This window comes from Streptomyces sp. NPDC093225, from assembly GCF_044753805.1.
Taxonomy (GTDB): Bacteria; Actinomycetota; Actinomycetes; order Streptomycetales; family Streptomycetaceae; genus Streptomyces.
This window is the reverse complement of record NZ_JBIVNX010000027.1, coordinates 1-18847: the sequence shown is the minus strand read 5'-3', so window position 1 is coordinate 18847 and position 18847 is coordinate 1. Positions and strand designations below refer to the sequence as shown.

At 75.4% G+C, this 18847-nt stretch carries 17 protein-coding genes; 7 read left to right on the top strand and 10 right to left on the bottom strand.

Going from position 1 to position 18847, the window contains the following annotated elements; genetic code table 11:
• Positions 1–176 precede the first annotated feature (176 nt).
• The 5 genes from ACIQCH_RS23460 (at position 177) to ACIQCH_RS23440 (ending at position 3772) form a co-directional block, all read left to right on the top strand.
• A complete protein-coding gene (locus ACIQCH_RS23460; RefSeq protein ID WP_402583785.1) occupies positions 177–443 on the top strand; it encodes a UBP-type zinc finger domain-containing protein in 267 nt (88 codons plus the stop codon).
• Positions 440–2182, top strand: a complete 1743-nt coding sequence (locus tag ACIQCH_RS23455; RefSeq protein WP_402583783.1) for an FAD-dependent oxidoreductase — start codon at positions 440–442, stop codon at positions 2180–2182. Before ACIQCH_RS23460 ends, ACIQCH_RS23455 begins: the two co-directional genes overlap by 4 nt.
• Positions 2183–2277: 95 nt before the next feature.
• Positions 2278–2781 carry a hypothetical protein gene (locus ACIQCH_RS23450; RefSeq protein WP_402583781.1) on the top strand — a complete coding sequence of 168 codons (504 nt, stop codon included), beginning with the start codon at positions 2278–2280 and terminating at the stop codon, positions 2779–2781.
• Positions 2782–2898: 117 nt separating this feature from the next.
• A complete protein-coding gene (locus tag ACIQCH_RS23445) occupies positions 2899–3228 on the top strand; it encodes a putative quinol monooxygenase (RefSeq protein WP_037888416.1) in 330 nt (109 codons plus the stop codon).
• A 55-nt stretch (positions 3229–3283) separates the two neighbouring features.
• Positions 3284–3772: a group II truncated hemoglobin gene (locus ACIQCH_RS23440; protein WP_037888418.1), complete on the top strand. Its 489-nt coding sequence runs from the start codon at positions 3284–3286 to the stop codon at positions 3770–3772.
• A gap of 82 nt (positions 3773–3854) precedes the next feature.
• Here the strand turns inward: ACIQCH_RS23440 and ACIQCH_RS23435 are convergent, their stop codons facing one another.
• The 9 genes from ACIQCH_RS23435 to fmt form a co-directional block, all read right to left on the bottom strand.
• On the bottom strand, positions 3855–4283 hold the full coding sequence (locus ACIQCH_RS23435) for a barstar family protein (RefSeq protein WP_402583779.1): 429 nt from the start codon (positions 4281–4283) through the stop codon (positions 3855–3857).
• Positions 4280–4750, bottom strand: coding sequence for a ribonuclease domain-containing protein (locus ACIQCH_RS23430; RefSeq protein WP_402583777.1), 471 nt, complete (start codon positions 4748–4750; stop codon positions 4280–4282). Before ACIQCH_RS23430 ends, ACIQCH_RS23435 begins: the two co-directional genes overlap by 4 nt.
• A 93-nt stretch (positions 4751–4843) precedes the next feature.
• Positions 4844–5419 (bottom strand): hypothetical protein, encoded by a 576-nt coding sequence (locus ACIQCH_RS23425; protein ID WP_402583775.1) that lies wholly within the window; start codon positions 5417–5419, stop codon positions 4844–4846.
• 125 nt (positions 5420–5544) lie between these two features.
• Positions 5545–6603, bottom strand: coding sequence for a sugar-binding transcriptional regulator (locus tag ACIQCH_RS23420; protein ID WP_402583773.1), 1059 nt, complete (start codon positions 6601–6603; stop codon positions 5545–5547).
• A 134-nt stretch (positions 6604–6737) separates the two neighbouring features.
• Positions 6738–7424 (bottom strand): ribulose-phosphate 3-epimerase, encoded by a 687-nt coding sequence (gene rpe / locus ACIQCH_RS23415; RefSeq protein WP_402583771.1) that lies wholly within the window; start codon positions 7422–7424, stop codon positions 6738–6740.
• A gap of 159 nt (positions 7425–7583) precedes the next feature.
• On the bottom strand, positions 7584–10106 hold the full coding sequence (locus ACIQCH_RS23410; RefSeq protein WP_402583769.1) for a M48 family metallopeptidase: 2523 nt from the start codon (positions 10104–10106) through the stop codon (positions 7584–7586).
• Positions 10107–10226: 120 nt separating this feature from the next.
• Positions 10227–10838: a hypothetical protein gene (locus ACIQCH_RS23405; protein ID WP_402583768.1), complete on the bottom strand. Its 612-nt coding sequence runs from the start codon at positions 10836–10838 to the stop codon at positions 10227–10229.
• Positions 10839–11098: 260 nt separating this feature from the next.
• Positions 11099–12559, bottom strand: a complete 1461-nt coding sequence (locus ACIQCH_RS23400; protein WP_402583766.1) for an RsmB/NOP family class I SAM-dependent RNA methyltransferase — start codon at positions 12557–12559, stop codon at positions 11099–11101.
• A gap of 255 nt (positions 12560–12814) precedes the next feature.
• Positions 12815–13744 carry a methionyl-tRNA formyltransferase gene (gene fmt, locus ACIQCH_RS23395; RefSeq protein WP_402583922.1) on the bottom strand — a complete coding sequence of 310 codons (930 nt, stop codon included), beginning with the start codon at positions 13742–13744 and terminating at the stop codon, positions 12815–12817.
• A gap of 705 nt (positions 13745–14449) precedes the next feature.
• Here fmt and ACIQCH_RS23390 point away from each other — a divergent pair.
• Positions 14450–14974: a hypothetical protein gene (locus ACIQCH_RS23390; protein ID WP_030211095.1), complete on the top strand. Its 525-nt coding sequence runs from the start codon at positions 14450–14452 to the stop codon at positions 14972–14974.
• Positions 14975–15359: 385 nt separating this feature from the next.
• Positions 15360–15998: a GNAT family N-acetyltransferase gene (locus tag ACIQCH_RS23385; RefSeq protein ID WP_402583920.1), complete on the top strand. Its 639-nt coding sequence runs from the start codon at positions 15360–15362 to the stop codon at positions 15996–15998.
• Positions 15999–16130: 132 nt separating this feature from the next.
• Here ACIQCH_RS23385 and ACIQCH_RS23380 read toward each other — a convergent pair whose 3' ends face one another.
• Entirely contained in the window at positions 16131–18380 is a 2250-nt protein-coding gene (locus tag ACIQCH_RS23380) for a primosomal protein N' (RefSeq protein WP_402583764.1), read from the bottom strand.
• Positions 18381–18847 lie beyond the last annotated feature (467 nt).

The window sequence follows — 18847 nt, the reverse complement described above, 5'->3', positions numbered from 1 at the left end:
GGGCAGGTCTTCGAGGAACCTTCGGTAGTCGCCCGCGGACGTCATGAAGTACCTCCAGGACTTCATGACTTCGGCCGAATCGGTGAACCTTCCGGCGTCCCCGGCTTTATGGTCTTCAAGATTCCCCGGAAGGGACCGGTGGGAATCGGGTAGGACGTCGGGAGGGACGGGGTCCGATGGACATGAGCTGCACCCATATCGATCAGATACGCCCGGTGACCGCAGGCACCGAGGGCTGCGAGGAGTGCCTCGCGCTCGGCGACTCGTGGGTCCATCTGCGGATGTGCCTGAGCTGCGGTCACATCGGCTGCTGCGACTCCTCCAGGAACCGGCACGCGACCAAGCACTACCGGCGCACGGAGCATCCGATCGCCGCCTCGCACGAACCGGGCGAGGACTGGGCCTGGTGCTACGCCGACGAGCTGCTGCTGGAGACCGCATGAGTACGGCGCACGACAGCGCGGCGCGGCCGGCCGTCGCGGCGGAGGCCGAGGGCCCGGTGCGGGCCCGGGAGGAGCGCGAGAGCCGCAAGCCCGTCATCCTGGCCGTCGACGACGACCCCCAGGTGCTCCGGGCCGTCCGCCGCGACCTGCGCAGCGCGTACGGCGACCGGTATCGCGTGCTGGGCGCCTCCTCGGCCGCCGACGCGTTGAAGATCCTCGATTCGCTGGACGAGCGGGGCCACGACCCCGCGCTGTTCCTGGTGGACCAGCGGATGCCGGACGTGACCGGGGTGGAGTTCCTGCTGGAGGCGGTCAGCCGCTTCCCGGACGCCCGCCGGGTGCTGCTGACGGCGTACGCCGAGACGGACGCCGCCATCACCGCGATCAACCGGGTCCGGCTGGACTACTACCTGCTCAAGCCCTGGGACCCGCCGCACGAGCGGCTCTTCCCGGTCCTCGACGACCTGCTGTCGGACTGGCTGGCCACCTACCGGCCCGCGTACGACGGGATCATCGTCGCCGGCCACCTGGTCGCCCCCGGCACGCACGCCGTGCGGGACTTCTTCACCCGCAACGGGCAGCCGTTCCGCTTCCTGAACGTGGAGCGGGACCCCGAGGCCCTGACCCTGCTCGCCACCCAGCCGGACGCAGCCCTGCCGCTGGTCCGCTTCCCCGACGGCGCCCTGCTGTCGGCGCCCTCCGACGCCGAACTCGCCCGCAAGCTGGGCCTGTCGACCACCGCCTCGCGCCCGCACTACGAGTGCGTGATCGTCGGCGCCGGCCCGGCGGGGCTCGCGGCCGGCGTGTACTCGGCCTCCGAGGGCCTGTCGACGCTGATGCTGGACTCGCGCGCGCCGGGCGGCCAGGCGGGCACCTCGAGCCTGATCGAGAACTACCTGGGCTTCCCCTCCGGCCTGTCCGGCGGCGACCTGACCCGGCGCGCCACCATCCAGGCGGCCCGGTTCGGTGCGGAGATCCTGCACCCGGTCGAGGTGGTCTCGCTGACCCGCGACGACCCCGCCAAGATCCTCACGCTGGCGGACGGCACGGAGATCAGCGCGGAGACCGTGCTGCTGGCGACCGGGGTCGCGTACAACCGGCTGGAGGCGCCGGGCGCGGAGCGCTTCGAGGGCGCGGGGCTCTACTACGGCGCGGCCACCACCGAGAGCTCGGCGTGCATCTCGCAGCACGTGTTCATCGTGGGCGGGGCGAACTCGGCCGGTCAGGCGGCCGTGCACTTCGCGAAGTACGCCGCCCGCGTGACGATCCTCGTCCGCGCGGACTCGTTGGCGGCGAGCATGTCCCACTACCTGATCGACGAGATCGAGCGCACGCCCAACATCGAGGTGCGGGCCCGCACCACGGTCGTCGCCCTCGACGGCGACGAGCACCTGGAGCGGATCACCCTGCACGACGCGGCGGCCGGCACGGACACCGAGGTCGCGTGCCGGTTCATGTTCACCTTCATCGGCGCCCGGCCGCACACGGACTGGCTGGCGGGCGTGGTGGAGCGGGACGAGTTCGGGTTCGTGCTCACCGGTTCCGACCTGATCGCCAACGGCGGCGAGCTGCCGGCCGAGTGGAGCCTCGAGCGGGCCCCGTACCCGCTGGAGACCAGCGTGCCGGGGGTGTTCGCGGCCGGCGACGTCCGGGCGCACTCGGTCAAGCGGGTGGCCTCCGGGGTGGGCGAGGGCGCGATGGCCGTCTCCCTGATCCACCGCTACCGCTCGATGGGCTGACCGCCTGCAGGCTGAGGGGACGGTCCGTTCCGCCGTGGGCGGAACGGACCGTCCCTCCTTGCGATCAAGCCGATAACGGACGCACCGTTGATTACATGATTACAGCCGAGCAGCGAGAGCAGCTCCGCGGCTGGTTCGCGGAGCGACTGCCCATCGACGTGTACGAGAGCCTGGTCGACGTGGTCGTCGACCGGGAGGAGATCACCGTCATCGGCCGCGTCCCGGCCGGCGAATCGGTGAAGGAGTTCCGCGCCCGCACCCGCGACCAGCGCATCGAGGTCGCCCGCGAGGCCGAGTCCCTCTACCGCCGCAAGGTGGCCTGGGGCGTCGAGACCGACGCCGGGCGCGCCCTGTTCACCCACCTCGCGGTCCCCGTCATGACCCGGCTGCGCCAGTCGGAGCGCCAGGTCCTCGACACCCTGGTCGCCGGCGGGGTCGCGCGCAGCCGCGCCGACGCGCTGGCGTGGTGCGTACGCCTGGTCGGCAAGAACACCGACACGTGGCTGGCGGACCTGCGGGCGTCCCTGGAGGAGGTCGAACGGGTACGCGCCCAGGGCCCCGACCGGGCGACCGACTCCATGGAGTCCGAGGAGGAATGAGGCAAACGGCTGACGGGGAAGGATGATCGCGCCAAGGTGGCGACGAGCAACTGATCAAGCCGACCGCCGGCCCGGAGCAGACGACCGGGGCAGGCAACAGGGAAGGGCAGACCTGACATGGCTACCACCGTCGAGTACATCCGCTACCGGATCGCGTTAGACGACCGCCAGGCCTTCGAGGACGCCTACCGCGAGGCCGCCAAGTCGCTGGCCGCGGCGCCCGAGTGCATCGACTACGAGCTGGCCCGCTGCGACGAGGAGCCGGAGCGCTACATCCTCCGGATCCGCTGGACCTCGGTCGAGGCCCACCTGCAGGGCTTCCGGCGCGGCGAGCACTTCCCGGGCTTCTTCAGCGCCATCCGCCCGTACGTGACCGCCATCGAGGAGATGCAGCACTACGGCGTCACGGACGTGGTCGGCACGGGCGGCGCTCCCGCACAGGCATGAACCGGCCGGCCATGCACCGGCCCGGTACGAGAGGCACGAGGCGAGGCGGAGCACGATGAGCACCTCGAACCCGTCGGGCACCCCGACGATCTACGAATGGATGGGCGGGGCCGAGGCGATGAACCGCCTCACCGACGCCTTCTACGGCCACGCGCTGCAGGACGAGATCCTGGCCCCGGTGTTCGCCGGGATGGACGCGGAGCACCCGCAGCACGTGGCGGTCTGGCTGTCGGAGGTCTTCGGCGGCCCGGCCGACTACACGGCGCACCACGGCGGCCACATGCACATGGCCACCAAGCACCTGGGCCGCGGCATCACCGAGGAGCAGCGCCGCCGCTGGGTGGACCTCCTCCTCGACACCGCGGACGAGGTCGGCCTCCCGACCGACCCCGAGTTCCGCGCGGTCTTCGTCTACTACATCGAGTGGGGCACGCGCATGGCCCTGATCTACTCGGGCGACGACCCGCCCCCGGTGGACGCGGCCCGCGTCCCCGTCTGGGGCTGGGGCCAGACCCCGCCCTGGATCCCGAAGACGGCGTCCTGACGCCACCGCGCGACCGCGGCCCCGTCCGACGACGGGGCCGCGGTCGCGACCGATGCCGCCCGGCCGGCACCGCCGGCCGGGCTCAGACGGCCTCCGGCGCGAGCAGCACCGCCAGCGGGGGCCCGGTCTCCCGCCAGAAGCCCGCCGCCGACTCCAGCACGTCGCGCAGCACCTCCGCCTCGTCGGCCCGGGCGGCCGCGTACGCCGTCCACGAGCCGACGACCAGCAGCCGGCCGGCCGGCCCGGGAGCCTCCGCCTCCGCCTCCCACGACAGGTCGGTCAGGCAGTCGGCCAGCGCGTCCCAGTTCCCCCCGAACCAGGACGGCAGCCGGAGCCCCCGCGCGAAGGCCTCCATCAGCGCGGCCTTCGCCCGAACCCCGTCCAGTTCCACGGCGTACGTGCGCCACCCCGCCTCCCGCGCGGCGTCCAGCACCGGCCCGAGGGGCTCCCCCGCCACCGCTTCGCGCACCCCGCCGGGACCGTCCCCGGCCGACGGATCCTGCGTCCTCATCGGAGCACCGCCCTGAAGCTGTCGTAGTGGTCGTCCGTGTAGTAGAGCTCGCCGCCCCGCCCGGTCACGATCCGCCGCGCCCCGCGGTCCCGCTCGCCCGGCGTCCGCACGGTGTACTCGTGGTAGTAGCCCCGCTCGCGCGCCGGCAGCAGTCGCTCGAAGTTCCCGAAGACCACGCCGTCCTGGCGGTACGGGTACGGCCCGCCCCGGTCGACGAGCCGCAGCGTGGCGCGCGCCTCGGCCGGCAGGTCGGCCGCCCGTACGACCGCCATCCCCGCCGCCCACGGCGGGACACTGGCCGTCGGCCGCCCCGGCGCCACCGTAGGGCTCGCCCCGGCACGCGTTCCGGCCGTCGCCGAGCCGCCGCTCCCCCCGCCCCCGCAGGCCGTCACGACGCCCAGCGCGAGACAGAGGAACACCACCCCCAGCACCCGGCGCACCGCAGCGCCCGCTCGCCGCACGATCATGCGCCCGATGCTGCCAAACATCCCCCGGACCCGCGATCGCACGGCCGTCGCGCGGCGACGCCCCGCCCACCGGACGGCCGCCGACGGCGGCCCTCAGCCGGCGTCCGCGTCCGGGGCCGCGTCGAGCTGCCGGAGGATCTCGGCGTAGTACCGGCGGCGTTCGGCGACGAACGCGCCGACCTCGTCCTCGGAGGCCGCCGGCACGTCCCGCAGCAGCTCCAACAGGTGCTCGCGCCGCTCGTCGCCCGAGCCCGCGACGTGGGCGAGCGTCCCGGTGCTGCCGCCCGCCGCGAAGAGCAGCCGGTGGGGCAGGCCGCACCACGTGTCGAAGCTGGTCGTGACCGCCTCCCAGAGCAGCCAGACGTCCTCGGGCCGGCGGTGCTCGGCCAGCAGCACCGCGGCGACCTCGATGCCGTGGTGGAAACCCCAGGAGTCCTTGTGGAAGAGGATCTCCTGCTCCAGCAGGAACCGGGCGAAGCCGTGGCCGACCGGGCCCGGTGCCGTGACGAGCAGGTCCAGGACGGCGGCGCGGTCCTCCCGCGCCCGGTCCCCGGTGGGACCGTCCGCCGTGGAGACCGCCTCGAAGCGCAGCAACTCCCAGTGCTCGGGGTCCTGCGCCCACCACTCCGGTCCGGGCACGTCGGCCCGGCCCACGCGCTCGCCGCTCACCGCCCCGCCCCTCCACTCACGGCCCACCGCCCTGCCGCGCACGACCGAGCTCCTGCCCTCTGCCGCGCGCCCCACTGCCCGCCCGGCGACCCGGCGATCGGGTGACCGTGGCGCGGGCGGAACGGTCAGCGCGCGGAGTAGTCGTCCGGGTCGGACCGCTCCAGCGCCGGCCGGACCGGCGGGTCCGACTCGCTCAGGAGGTACTCGGCGGCCGCCGTGTCCGTCACGAGGCTCGTGACGAGCCCGGACCGCAGCACCGCGCCGATGGCCGACGCCTTGCGCAGGCCGCCCGCGATCGCCACGACCTCGGGGATCCGCCGCAGCCGGTCGGCCTCGACCGTGATGCACCGCTCGCCGAGGTCCCGGCCGACCCTGCGGCCGTCCTTGTCGAAGAGGTGCGCGGACATCTCCGCGGCCACGCCGAGGGAGGCGTAGTGCGCCCGCTCCTCGTCGGTGAGCATGTCGTGGACCGTCGAGATGCCCGGCTCCCAGGAGCCGATGGACACGGCCGCGACCGTGACCTTGTCGAAGTACTCGAAGGCGCGGGCGATGCCGGTCTGGTTGCGCAGGGCGGCCGCCGTCGCCGGGTCGGGCAGCAGCATGGGCGCGTAGATGGGGTGCGCGTCGCCGCCGGAGACCTGCGCGGCACGCCGCACCGCCTCGACGGAGCCGCGCTCCGCCGTTCCCGCGTCGTACACGCCCGTCAGCTGCACCACCGTGCACGGGGGCAGCCGGTGCAGGGCGGCGGCCATGTGGATGGTCGACCTGCCCCAGGCCAGGCCGAGGACGTCGCCCTCGCTGACCAGCTCCCCGAGCAGGTCGGCGGCGACGGCGCCGAGGTTCTCCGGGTCGGGGGCGTCCTCGGCCGCGTCGGCCGGGGACTCCACGACGACCGCGTGCCGCAGCCCGTACCGGGCGCGCAGGGCGTCGGAGCGCTCCGCGTCGAGCTCGGCCGGCACCCGGATCTCGATCCGTACGAGGTCGCGTTCGAGGGCGGTCTCCAGGACCCGGGCCACCTTGAAGCGGCTGACGCCGAACTCCTCCGCGATCTGGATCTTGGACTTGCCCTCCAGGTAGAAGCGACGGGCCATGGCCGCCGCCTGCACCAGCTCCGCGGGTCCCATCCGCAGGGCCGTGCGTCCCGCCGACACACCAGACACCGCGATCTCCTCACTGCTGTTCACACTCTCGACTCGCCGTTCATCCTGTCAGATCCGGCGGCCGTTGATCAGCCCGGACAGCTACCGTTCACCGAGCTGTTCACCGAGCCTTCGTCTGGGGCGTCCGAGGCGCCCCAGGGGCCCCGGACGTCACGCGGTCAGTGGTCGCAGGCCCACGGCGCCGCGGCGACCGCGACGCCCGCCTGCTCGCGGAGGGTGCGGACCGCGGCGGCCGGGTCCACGGCCCCGTACACGGCCGAGCCGGCCACGAACACGTCGGCCCCCGCCTCGGCGCAGCGCTCGATGGTCGACGCCGACACGCCGCCGTCGACCTGGAGCCACATGTCCAGTCCGTGCTTGGCGATCAGCTCGCGGGTGCGGCGGATCTTGGGCAGCATCACGTCGAGGAAGGCCTGGCCGCCGAAGCCGGGCTCGACCGTCATGATCAGCACCATGTCCAGCTCGGCGAGGATGTCCTCGTACTGCTCGATGGGCGTGGCGGGCTTGAGCGCCATGGCGGCGCGGGCACCCTTGGCCCGGATCTCCCGCGCGAGCCGCACGGGCGCCGCGGCGGCCTCGGCGTGGAAGGTGATCGAACCGGCGCCGGCCTCCACGTACTGCGGGGCCCAGCGGTCCGGGTCCTCGATCATCAGATGCAGGTCCAGCGGGGTGTCCGTGGCCCGGCTGAGGGACTCGACGATCGGCATGCCGAGGGTCAGGTTCGGGACGAAGTGGTTGTCCATGACGTCGACGTGGAGCCAGTCGGCGCCCTCGACGGCCTTGGCTTCGTCGGCGAGCCGGGAGAAGTCGGCGGACAGGATGCTGGGATTGATCTGAACGGCCATGCCCCAAGCGTGCCATGCCCTCCACCCCTCCCCCTACGCGGGCGTCCCGCCCGTCTCCCGTCGGAGACGGACGGGCCCGCGGACGTGGCGGGGCGGCGACCGACGCGCCCCCGCCACGCGCGCGACGACGGACACCTCGGGCCGACGTGGCTGCCCGGGCTAGTGGCCCGGTCCGGCCGGCGCCCGGTCCGGGCCGGGACCGGCCGCGACCCCGGCCAGCAGCGCCCCGACGACGGCCGCCTCCACGCACAGTCCGACGAGCAGGGTCCACGCGCCCAGGAGCGGGGCGGCCGTGGCGAGCGCCCCCGTGACCAGGAGCAGTCCGGCCGCGCAGGCCAGCACCACCACCGCCACGGCCAGCACCGAGCAGGCCGCCCAGAGCGCCCGGTGCCGCCGTACCAGCCCCCCGGCCACCGTTCCCACGACCACGAGCAGCGTCATCGGTACGACCACGGCGGGCCGGTCCAGTCCGCCCGCCCCCGCCCGCGCGCACCACCAGCCGAAGCCGTACGGGAAGAGGACCGCCACGAGGACGGCGACACCGGCCACGCCCCACCCCCGTCGCCGTGCTCCCGGTGACGTCGGCGACCGCCCGCCACCGGGCGGCGGGGCCCACGGATCCGCGGCCCCCGCCCCCGCCGACGGACCGGGACCCCACGGCGCACGCACCCCGGCCCCGGGGCCGCCCCAGGACCCGCCGGCCGGACCCCCCGCCACACCCGCCCCCGCACCCGCACCGGCACCCGCACCCGCACCCGCACGCACCGCGTCCCGCTCTCCGACCTCCCCACGCACACCCGCCCGGCCCGTCGCACTCCCCGCGCCGGACCACCTCCCCACGGCCGCCCCCACCAACGGCACGCCCAGCGCCAGGAGCAGCACCGCCCCGAACCACAGCGGCTGCGCGAACCGGACCGCGAACATGTTCTGCGTCCACACCGCCGCCCGCACCGCGGCCGGCAGGTCCCGGAGCCGCTCGTCCAGGAACTGCCCGAGCTCGATCTGCCACGGCAGCCCGAACACCAGCGACGCGTGCAGGAGCACCAGCCCCACCGCGGCCAGCCCCAGGACCGCCACCCCCGGCAGCGGCCTACGGGTCGCCGCGAGCGGCCCGGCCCAGCACTCCGCCACGTACTCGCACCACAGCGCGAACAGCAGGCCCAGCAGCGCCACCGCCGCCCATCCCGCGAGCTGCGCCGGCACCCCGAGCCCGGGGAGCATCACGTGGTCGGCCACGACGCTCGGCGCCACCGCGTAGCCCGCCGCGATCCCGACCGCCAGCCCGGCCCGGAACGGCGCCCGGCGTCGGCGGTCCGGCGCACCCGGCACGCCGGGGCGGTCGTCCGGTCCGAGCCGCGCGCCGAGTCCGCGGGAGCGGGCCACCGTCAGGAAGAGGACCACGGTGACCACGACGGTGATCAGCTCGGCCGGCCACCAGGACCGCAGGCTGCCGACCCGCGCGAGGGCGGTGAAAGAGACCGCCGGGTCCCAGGCCGCCGGCACGCAGAACCCGAGCACGAAGGCGAAGCCGAACCCCTGGTGCGTCAACGCACGCCGGTCGATCAGGCAGCGCTCCCGCTCCGCGAAACCCGGGTGGCTGCGCGTGAGCCGCCGCCACCCGTGCACCCACCGCCGCGCCCCCGCCCGGACCCGCAGCCCAGCCGCACCGGCCACCCCAGCCGCACCCGGCACCCCAGCCGGACCGTGCACACCAGCCGGACCGTGCACACCAGCCGGTCCGTGCACCTCGCCCGACCCCCGCGCCGAAGCCGACCCCCGCATCCCGGCCGACCCCCGCGCCCCGGCCCGTACGAAGGCCCGCGTCAGGGGACCCGGCCCGCCCTGCCACTCCACCACCCTGGCGTCCGCCTGGAACTCCCGGGTCCTCAGCACGGCTCCCCGCGCCACCAGCAGCACCGCCCCGAACGCCGCCCAGTCGACCAAGGCTGCCACCGACCACCGGCCCGCGGCCGGTACGAGGAGCAGCGACAGCAGGTCGCCGAGTGCCCGCGGGACCAGCATGAGCACCACGAGGCAGCGCATCAGCCCCATCGTGATCATGGTGATGTCGACATCGCGGTTGCGCAGGTGCGCCAGCTCGTGCAGCACCACGGCCCGGAACGCCTCCCGGTCCGCCCCTCCCCCGCCGCCGTCCCCTCCCCCGCTGCCGTCGGCGTCCCACCCGTACAGCTCGACCAGGCCCCGGCTGAGGAGGACCCGTCGCCGGCCCACCCGCCCGAAGGCCACGCCGTTCACGCCGGAGTCGAGGAGGTCGACGAGGTACACGACGCCGCCTGCGTGCGGCACCCCCGCGGTCAGCCGACGGAGCTCGGCGTGCACGGCGGCCAGGGCGGGGGACGCGGCCGGATCCAGCCGGCACACGCCCCGCCGGCGTTCCCGACGTCCGGAACGGAACCAGTAGTGACCGGCGGTCGCCGCCACGAGGATCGCGTACGAGACCAGCGTGCCCTGGGCGGTGCGGTCGCCGGAGACCCCGCAGCGCCCCGTGCGGGGGCCGTTCAGGAAGGCCTCGACCCCACCTGCCCGGGAGATGGCCTCCCGCAGGCACGCGTTCGGCTCGCCCGGCAGTCGCCGGGCTCCGGCCAGCCAGTCCGCGTAACCGGGATGCAGGACCCCGATGAAGGCGAACACGGCGCAGATCAGCAGCACGAACGCGATCAACGTGCCGGACGGCAGCGCCGCGCCGCGCCCCGGGGGTACCCCGTCACCGACCGCCCACCACCGCCGACTCCGCACCGCGCCGCCAAGACGGCGCCCGTCCGCCCCGACCCGGGACACGGATCAGACCTCGGCCCGGCCGGCACCCCGCAGGTGCTCGGCGACCACCGCGGCCAACAGCTCGGACCTGTCCTCGGGCAGACCGAGCAGGACCGCACTGCGGCGGGCCACGTCGCGCAGCTCCGCGATCCGCTCCTCCGACAGCACGCCGGACCCGGCCACCACCTCGCCCGGGACGCGCCCGCCGCCCGCCGCCGGGTCGGCGGCACCCTCGCCCGCCGAGGTCCGCTCCACGGTCCCCTCGGCCCGCACCGGCGAACCCTCGCGCAGGCCCTCGCTCCGGCCTCCGGCCCGCACCGCCCGCCGCCGGGCCAACCTGCGCCGGAGCCGGACCACCAGGCCCGCCCCGAGGTCCTGCGACATCGCCTTGACCACTTCCACGGCCACCCCGCACGCCACACCGGTGACCACGACCTCGGCCACGCCCCCGAACGCGAGCGGATCGTCCTTCGCCCGCCCGCGTCCACCGGACCCGCGCCCGACCCGGCGGCCGCCGTCCCCGACGAGGCTCTGCGCGGTCAGCTCGAACAGCGGCAGCTCCTGCGGGGCGAGGCGGGCCACGATGACCCGCGCCAGCCGCAGGTCAGGAGCTTCCGGCGGCACGACCTCGGCCATGTGCGCCCCTCCCTCCGGCCACCCCGGAAGGGGCGGTAGGAGGGGCAGGCTAGTCGCGCGCACCCCGACCGGACCCGCCGGTTCCAGCCCCCCGACCCACAACTGGCCGCGTTCTTACGCTACTTGGCCGGATCCCACGACTTCCGAGCCCCCGGACCCGACACCGGCACCCGACCCGACCCACCGGTCCACCGACCCGCACACCAGCCCCCAGCCGCACACCAGCCCGCGGACCGCCCCAGCAGCCCGCGGGCCCCGCGTCACGCGGTGCGCCGCAGCAGCGCCAGGTACATCGCGTCCGTGCCGTGCAGATGCGGCCACAGCTGCACGTCCGGGCCGTCCCCGAGTGCCGGCACACCCGGCATCAGCGGCCGGGCGTCGATCAGTTCGGCGGCCACCGGCTCCGCACCACCGCGCCCCGTGAGGATGTCGTCCACGACCACGCGCGTCTCCGCGAGGTGCGGCGAGCAGGTCGCGTAACCGACCACGCCGCCCACCCGCACCGCGCTCAACGCCTCGCGCAGCAGCGCACGTTGCAACGGCGCGAAGCCGTCCATGTCGTCCGGGCGACGGCGCCAGCGAGCCTCCGGACGGCGGCGCAGCGCGCCGAGGCCCGAGCACGGCACGTCCATCAGGACGCGGTCGAAGCTGCCGGGCAGCCACGGCGGGCGGGTGCCGTCCGCGGCGATGACCTGGTACGGGCCGGGGTTCCCGTCGAGGGCCCGGGCCACGAGGCGGGCCCGGTGCGGCTGCTTCTCGGAGGCGAGCAGTGCCGCGCCGCGCTCGGCCGCCAGCGCGGCGAGCAGCGCCGCCTTGCCGCCGGGGCCGGCGCAGCCGTCGAGCCACCGCTCGTCGCGGCCTTCCAGCGGGGCGTTGGCGAGGGCGATGGCCACCAGCTGGCTGCCCTCGTCCTGCACGCCCGCGCGGCCCTCCCGTACCGGCCCGATCGCACCGGGCTCGCCGCCCTCCGCGAGCCGGACGGCGTACGGCGACCAGCGCCCGGGCAGCGCCGACTCCTCGCCGACGACGCCGAGCAGCTCCTCGGGCGTCGAGCGGCCGGGGCGGGCCACCAGCGTCACCTCGGGACGCTCGTTGTCGGCCTCCAGCAGGTCCTCGATGCCCGCCCGGCCGCCGCCCAGGGCGTCCCAGAGGGCGGACACGACCCAGCGCGGGTGCGAGTGCACGACCGCGAGGTGGTCCTCGGCGTCCTCGTCGTACGGCGGGGCGACCCGCTCCAGCCAACCGTCGAGGTCGTCGGCCGCGATCTTGCGCAGCACGGCGTTCACGAACTTGGCCCGCCCGTCGCCGAGCACGACCCGGGCCAGCTCGACACTGGCCGACACCGCCGCGTGGGTGGGGATCCGGGTGCCGAGCAGCTGGTGGGCGCCCAGCGAGAGGACGTCCAGGACCGGCGGGTCCACCTCGCGGAGCGGGCGGTCCACGCAGGCGGCGATGATCGCGTCGTACGTGCCCTGGCGACGCAGCGTGCCGTAGACCAGCTCGGTGGCGAGGGCGGCGTCCCGCGCATCGAAACCGCCGCCCTTGGCCTCCGCGGCCTCGCGGGCCTTGCGCAGCAGGGGCGGCAGGACGAGGTTGGCGTACGCGTCACGCTCGTCGACCGCCCGCAGGGCCTCGAAGGCGAGGACGCGGACGGGGTCCTTCTGGGGCCGCCGGTACGGCTTGGCCTGCTTGCCGGGACGACGACGGGGCTGCTCGGTCACGTGAAAGGTGCTCCGCTTACGGTGATGGTGCGCGATGTCGCCTTCAGCGTACGTCCCCCACGCCCCCTCGCCCCGCCACGGCCCCACGCCCACGAACCTCCCGCTTCGGGGCACAGCACAGCACCCCACCGGAGCCCCCGGGGCCAGGGGCCCGCCGACCGTAGACGGCACGGACGGCGGGTACCGGGGCGAAGCCCAGGAGGCCCAGCCGCCCGCAGCACGGACCGGACGGCAGGCCTCCGGGACGACCGAGGATCAGGCCAGCCGGTCGGCGGCGGTGAGGCGAACCCCCCGAGCCCAGTCCGCACCCCGCATCGGCTTCTTCCCCTGCGGCTGCACCCACAGGAGCTCGACCGCGTGCGACCCGGTCCCCACGTACACGTTGTTCTTGGCCCCCGCGAGCTCACCGGCCGCCAGGTCGGTCCGCTCCGGCAGCAGCCCCACCGAGATGAGCTTCAGCCGCTCGCCGCGGAAGACCGTCCACGCACCCGGAGCGGGGTTGCAACCGCGGACCACCCGGTCCACGCGCATCGCCGGCACGGCCCAGTCGACCTTGGCGTCCTCGACGGTGATCTTCGGGGCGAGGGAGATGCCCTCGGCCGGCTGCGGCACCGCGCGCAGCGCCCCGTCCGCGATGCCGTCCATGGTCGCGGCCAGCAGCCCGGCACCCGCGAACGCCAGTCGGGTCAGCAGGTCGCCGCTGGTGTCGGTCGGCCGGACCTGCTCGGTGAGCACGCCGTAGAGCGGCCCGGAGTCCAGACCCTCCTCGATGAGGAAGGTGGAGGCACCGGTCACCTCGTCCCCCGCCATGATCGAGTGCTGCACGGGGGCCGCGCCGCGCCAGGCCGGCAGCAGCGAGAAGTGCAGGTTGACCCAGCCGTGGGCCGGGATGTCGAGCGCCGACTTGGGCAGCAGGGCTCCGTAGGCGACCACGGGGCAGCAGTCGGGCGCGATCTCGCGCAGCCGCGCCTGGAACTCCGGATCGCGGGGACGCGTCGGCTTGAGGACCTCGATGCCGGCCTCCTCCGCACGCTGCGCGACGGGGCTGGCGACCAGCCGACGGCCGCGGCCGGCCGGCGCGTCGGGCCGGGTGACGACGGCGGCGACCTCGTGCCGCTCCGAGGCGATCAGGGCGTCCAGGGCGGGCACGGCCACCTCGGGGGTACCTGCGAAGACGAGCTTCACTGGGGTCATACCTCGCTTTGCGCTGACGTCATGCTTCTCTCGAGCAACGGCCCAGTCTACGGCCTGCCTTGCACCCCCGGCATGCCCGGGAGCCGCCCCGACCCCGGACACGACCGCACCACACCCCCAACCGCCGCCGGCGCCCGAGGGCAGCTGAACCGACCCCGCCCCCGAAACCACTCGAAGCCCCGGGCCCACACACCTCGCGAGAGTGCCGCCCCGTGGTGTGTGGGGGGAGGCGCTTGAGGCGGCATGGCAGGCTGGTCCGGAGGCAGGCCCGGGCCTGGGGTGGCCGAAGGCCAGGGCGAAGCCCCGAAGCCCCAGGGGTGGGCCTGCCGCATGGCCTGCAGGCCATGCCGCCTCAAGTGGCGAGGGGACCCACGCACCACGGGGCGGCCGTCACCCACCCCATCCCACCACCGCCCCACCACCCCGCCCCGCCCTACCCCACCACCCCGACACCGGGCCCCACCGCCCCACCGGCCCCACCGGCCCCACCCCGCCCCGTCAACACCGGTACGCACCACCGCCGCCAGGGGGCGTACGCACATACGCGCGCCCCTCGCATATGCCGACACGCCCCAGGTGCGTGACTCCTCGGCGGATGGAGCGTTGGTCAAGAGAGATTGACCGAAACGGGCCGCATTGTGTGACGCACCGTCCTTTGGCCCGATCCGTTCCTACGCCGGTACGAGAGGCTTGTTCATGGCCGACCACGCCACCCACGACGCTCAAGCGAGGGCCAGTCTGCATCTGCTGGTGCGGGACATCGAGCGGGTCCGCCGTCAGGTGGATGCTCTGCGTACGCTCACCGCCCAGCTGGGCAACGTCTACCGCCCGCGTCGCTCCGGACCCTCCACGGGATTCGTCGTCTACGGCCGGGCGCCCGCCCCTACCGTCCGTCTGGCCCAGGAGCTGCGCGACAGCGTCGAGACGCTCGTCACCGCCGCGGTCGACTTCGACCGCTCGCTCGGATTCTCGTGGGACGCGGTGGGCTCCGCCCTCGGGGTCACGAAGCAGGCCGTGCACCGGCGTTACGGGGCCCGGCGGGCAGCCGCCGCGGCGGAGGCCGCCGAACCGCTGGCCGAAGGCACGACGACCCGCACGATCAACATGCCCACGGTGCCCGCCGCCCGCTCGATGCCGCCGCAGCCCACGTCCGGCTCCCAGGGGCTGCGCGAGGAGGCCACGGCCCGCCCGGCCGCCTTCCCCGGTCCCCGCACGGGCTGACCTCCTCCCCGGCCCCGCGCCGGGACCGCGGCCCCGCTGGGCGGATCCCTCGCCCACCGGGGCCGCCGCGCGTCGGCCGTGGCGTCACCCCACCCACCCCGCACCCGCACCCGCACCCGCACCCGCACCCGCACCCGCACCCGCACCCGCACCAACCCGACCGGACACGATCGGATACGGTCGCGAACGGATCACCGGCGTGATCAACGTCGTCGAAGCCGACCAGGGGGCAACCGTGGAGCAGGTGGCGCACCAGGAACAGACACGGACCGGGACCGGGACCCAGAACCAGTCCCAGCACCAGCACCAGCACCAGCACCCGAACCAGCACCCGAACCAGACGCAGGCCCAAGCCCAGCCCCAGGCCTATGCCCAGCCCCAAGCCCTGACCCTGGCGGACGTGCTGGACGCGGCGGCGCGGGGTCAGTACCCGCCGCCCGACGGTGGTGTGACGGTGCTCCCGCAGCCGAGCCACCGGGACGCCGGGGTGATCGCGTTCACCGCGCACTCGGTGGTGTTCACCGACGAGGACCCCGAGTGGGTGCACGCCACGCTGGCCGCCCTGGACTGCGACGCACTGGCCGCCACGATGAACGCCCGTTTCCTGGCGGCCCTCCTCGACCGGACCGGCCGGACGACCGACACGATCGACCTCCTCACGGCGGCGGACCCGCTGTCGGGCGAACCGCCACTCCCCCTGCACGAGCTCGTGGACCCCGACCACCCGCGTGTGACCAGTGCCCGCAGGCGCCGCGACGACGTACGCGTCTGGGCCTGCGACGGCGGGGTGCTCGTCCTCGGGCGGGGCGTGGCGGGGCGCTGGGAGACGGCGGTCGAAGTGGACGAAGACGCCCGCCACCGCGGTCTGGGCCGGGCCCTGGCCACGGCCGCCCGGTACCTCGTACCGGACGGGTCGCCCGTCTGGTCCCAGCAGGCCGCCGGCAACGCCCGCAGCGTCCGCGCCTTCCAGGCCGCGGGCTACCGCCCGATCGGCGCGGAAGCGCTACTCCTCCCCCGCGGCTGACCACCGACCTCCCGAACCGAGCGCGACCGCCCGTCCAGCACCCGACCGACGGACCTCAGCCCCACCCCTCCCCCCATCACCCATCACCACCCACCCAGCACCCGTCACCGATCACCGATCACCGATCACCGATCACCCGATATCCAACGGATCGATCCGCACCCGAATCGGATCCGCAGCCGCAGGCCCACGGGCCAGCCGGGCCGCCTGGGCGGACTTCAGCGCGGCGGCCAGCGCCGCCCCCGAACCCGGCGGCACCCGGACCAGCGCCCGCGCCATCCCCCCGTCGCCACCCCCGACCTCACCGCCCCCGGGGCCACCGCGCCGAGCCCCGCCCCCGCCGGACCGAGCACCCGCACCACCACCCGAACCCCCACCTCGGCCAGCCCCCGCACCCGACCCAGCTCCAGCCCCCAACACCGGAACCGGCCCCAGAATCTCCGCATCGGACGGCAGGGCCGCGCCGGCGAGGAAGCCCTCCAGGGTGTCGGGACGGCCGACCACCGCCGCCATCCGCGACACCGGTGGGAAGCGCAGTTCCGCCCGCTCGGACAGTTCCCGCACCGCGTGCCCGACCGGGTCCCAGCGCACGAGCGCCTGTACGGGCCGGAGCGACGGCTCGGCGACCACGACCACGGTGCCGTCCCCGCGCACCAGCGAAGCGGCCGTGATCCACCGGCGCAGCGCCTCCTCGCCCGCCCGCAGGTCGGGGAAGCCGAGCATCGCCCAGCCGTCCAGCAGCAGGGCAGCCGCGTAGCCGGCGCCCTCGGCCACCGGTTCCGCGCCCGGTGTGGACACGATCAGCGCCGGGCGGTCCGGCACGGAGTCCAGTACGTGGTCCCGCCCCGACGTGCGCACCGGCACCGCCGGGAACGCCCGGCCGAGCTCCTCGGCCGTCCGCCGGGCGCCCACGATGCTGGCCCGCAGCCGTGCCGAACCGCAGGCGCCGCAGTGCCAGTCCAGCTCGCCGCGCCCGCACCAGCCACACCGCAGCGCCCGCTCGTCCGGCGCCTCCAGCGGCCCGGCGCAGGCCGTGCAGCGGGCCGGGGTACGGCACCGCTCGCAGGCCAGCCGGGGCACGTACCCGCGGCGCGGGACCTGGACCAGCACCGGGCCGGTCTTGAGGCCCTCGCGCACCGCCTGCCAGGCGAGCGTGGGCAGCCGGGCGGCCCGGGCGGCCTCGTCGCGGGCCAGGTCGTCCTCGCCGACCGTGCGCACGAGGGGCGCGGCGGCCCGGACCTGTTCGCGGTCGGCGGTCACGGGCCGGGCCCAGCCGGACTCCACCAGCTGCGCCGCCTCGACCGTGCAGCTGGTGGCACCGAGCAGGAAGGCGCACTCCTCGTGCGCCGAGCGCAGTTCCAGCACCTCCCGCACGTGCGGGAAGGGCGCGTTGTCGTCGCTGTGGCTGGAGTCGCCGTCGTCCCAGATCGCGACCAGGCCCAGGTCCCGTACGGGTGCGAACATGGCGGACCGGGTCCCGATCACGGCCCGCACGGAACCGCGGTGCACGGACAGCCACTGGCGGTAGCGCTTCTCCGGACCGGACTCGGCGGTCAGCACCGCGTGCCGGCCGTCTCCGAGGAGGGCGGTCAGAGCGGCGTCCAGCCGGGCCACCGACCGCCCGTCGGGCAGTACGGCGAGGGCGCCCCGACCGGCGGAGAGGGCGGCGGCCATCGCGCGGGCCAGCTCGTCGGGCCAGCCCGGGCCCGGCAGCGCGGTCCAGACGGCCCGCGGGTTGCGCCCGGCGGCCAGCGCACCCAGGAAGGCGGGCCCGGCCGGGTAGCGCTGCCAGCCACCGGGCTCGGGAGCGGGCGGCGGGGGCAGCGGGTCGGGCGAGGGCCGGGACTCGGCGCGGGCGTTGCGCGGCGGCACGGCGAGCTGCAGGACGTCGGCCAGGCTGCCTGCGTACCGGTCGGCGACGGCCCGGGTGAGGGCGAGCAGGCGCGGCGTGAGGACGGGCTCGGGGGAGACCACGTGCGCGAGCGCGGCCAGCGGGCCGTTGTAGTCGCTCTCCGCGCGCCGCTCGACGATGAACCCGTCGATCAGCCCGCCGCCCTCGCGACGGCCCTCGCGGACCTGGTGCGCCCCCGCGCCGAAGCGGACGCGGACCCGCACTCCGGGCTGGGCGGCCTCGTCGAGCTCGGCGGGGACGGCGTAGTCCCAGAGCTGGTCGAGGTGGAGCACGCCCTTGTTCACCAGGATCCGGGCGACGGGCAGCCGCTCTGCGAGCGGTGCGCCGCGCCATGTGCGCGGCTTGGCCCGGGGCGCGGCGGCCTTGGCGGCCCGCACCGTCTCGCGAATGAGCGCGAGCTGCTCCGGCGGCCCCCCGCCCGCCTCCTGCTCCGGCTCTCCGCCCGCCCCCTGCCCCGGCCCCCCGCCCACGTCCTGCTTCGGCCCCCGACCAGCCTCCTGGTGCGGCCCCCCACCCGACTCCTGCGGTTCCGCCCGCTCACCCGCGCCCCGCGGCCCCCCGACGGGCCCCCGCGCCGTAGGAGGACGCCGGTCCCCGGCGGACTGCGGTCCCCGGGGAGCCGTTTCCTGCCCCCGGGCCCTCCCGGCGGCCTCGCGGGGTTCGTTCGCGCTGGTCACACCAGCATTCTTACCAAAGCCCGCTGACAACGCGGACGGCCCCGGGCCCGGACCGAGAGGTCCGGGGCCGGGGCCGTCCGTACATCACACCACGCAGCGGAATCCGCGACAGCCGTCCTTACGGACCAGCAGCTGCGCCTGGAGACCAGCGGCCGTGCTTACAGACCGGCTGCCGCGCGCAGGGCGTCGACGCGGTCGGTGCGCTCCCAGGTGAAGTCCGGCAGCTCGCGGCCGAAGTGGCCGTAGGCCGCGGTCTGGGC

Excerpts from the sequence above, each read along its gene's own strand:
- ACIQCH_RS23430 (WP_402583777.1), bottom strand. The coding sequence starts at position 4,750 with ATGATCGTGCGGCGAGCGGGCGCTGCGGTGCGCCGGGTGCTGGGGGTG.
- ACIQCH_RS23390 (WP_030211095.1), top strand. The coding sequence starts at position 14,450 with ATGGCCGACCACGCCACCCACGACGCTCAAGCGAGGGCCAGTCTGCAT.
- rpe (WP_402583771.1), bottom strand. The coding sequence starts at position 7,424 with ATGGCCGTTCAGATCAATCCCAGCATCCTGTCCGCCGACTTCTCCCGG.
- ACIQCH_RS23460 (WP_402583785.1), top strand. The coding sequence starts at position 177 with ATGGACATGAGCTGCACCCATATCGATCAGATACGCCCGGTGACCGCA.
- ACIQCH_RS23455 (WP_402583783.1), top strand. The coding sequence starts at position 440 with ATGAGTACGGCGCACGACAGCGCGGCGCGGCCGGCCGTCGCGGCGGAG.
- ACIQCH_RS23450 (WP_402583781.1), top strand. The coding sequence starts at position 2,278 with ATGATTACAGCCGAGCAGCGAGAGCAGCTCCGCGGCTGGTTCGCGGAG.
- ACIQCH_RS23405 (WP_402583768.1), bottom strand. The coding sequence starts at position 10,838 with ATGGCCGAGGTCGTGCCGCCGGAAGCTCCTGACCTGCGGCTGGCGCGG.
- ACIQCH_RS23445 (WP_037888416.1), top strand. The coding sequence starts at position 2,899 with ATGGCTACCACCGTCGAGTACATCCGCTACCGGATCGCGTTAGACGAC.
- ACIQCH_RS23440 (WP_037888418.1), top strand. The coding sequence starts at position 3,284 with ATGAGCACCTCGAACCCGTCGGGCACCCCGACGATCTACGAATGGATG.
- ACIQCH_RS23435 (WP_402583779.1), bottom strand. The coding sequence starts at position 4,283 with ATGAGGACGCAGGATCCGTCGGCCGGGGACGGTCCCGGCGGGGTGCGC.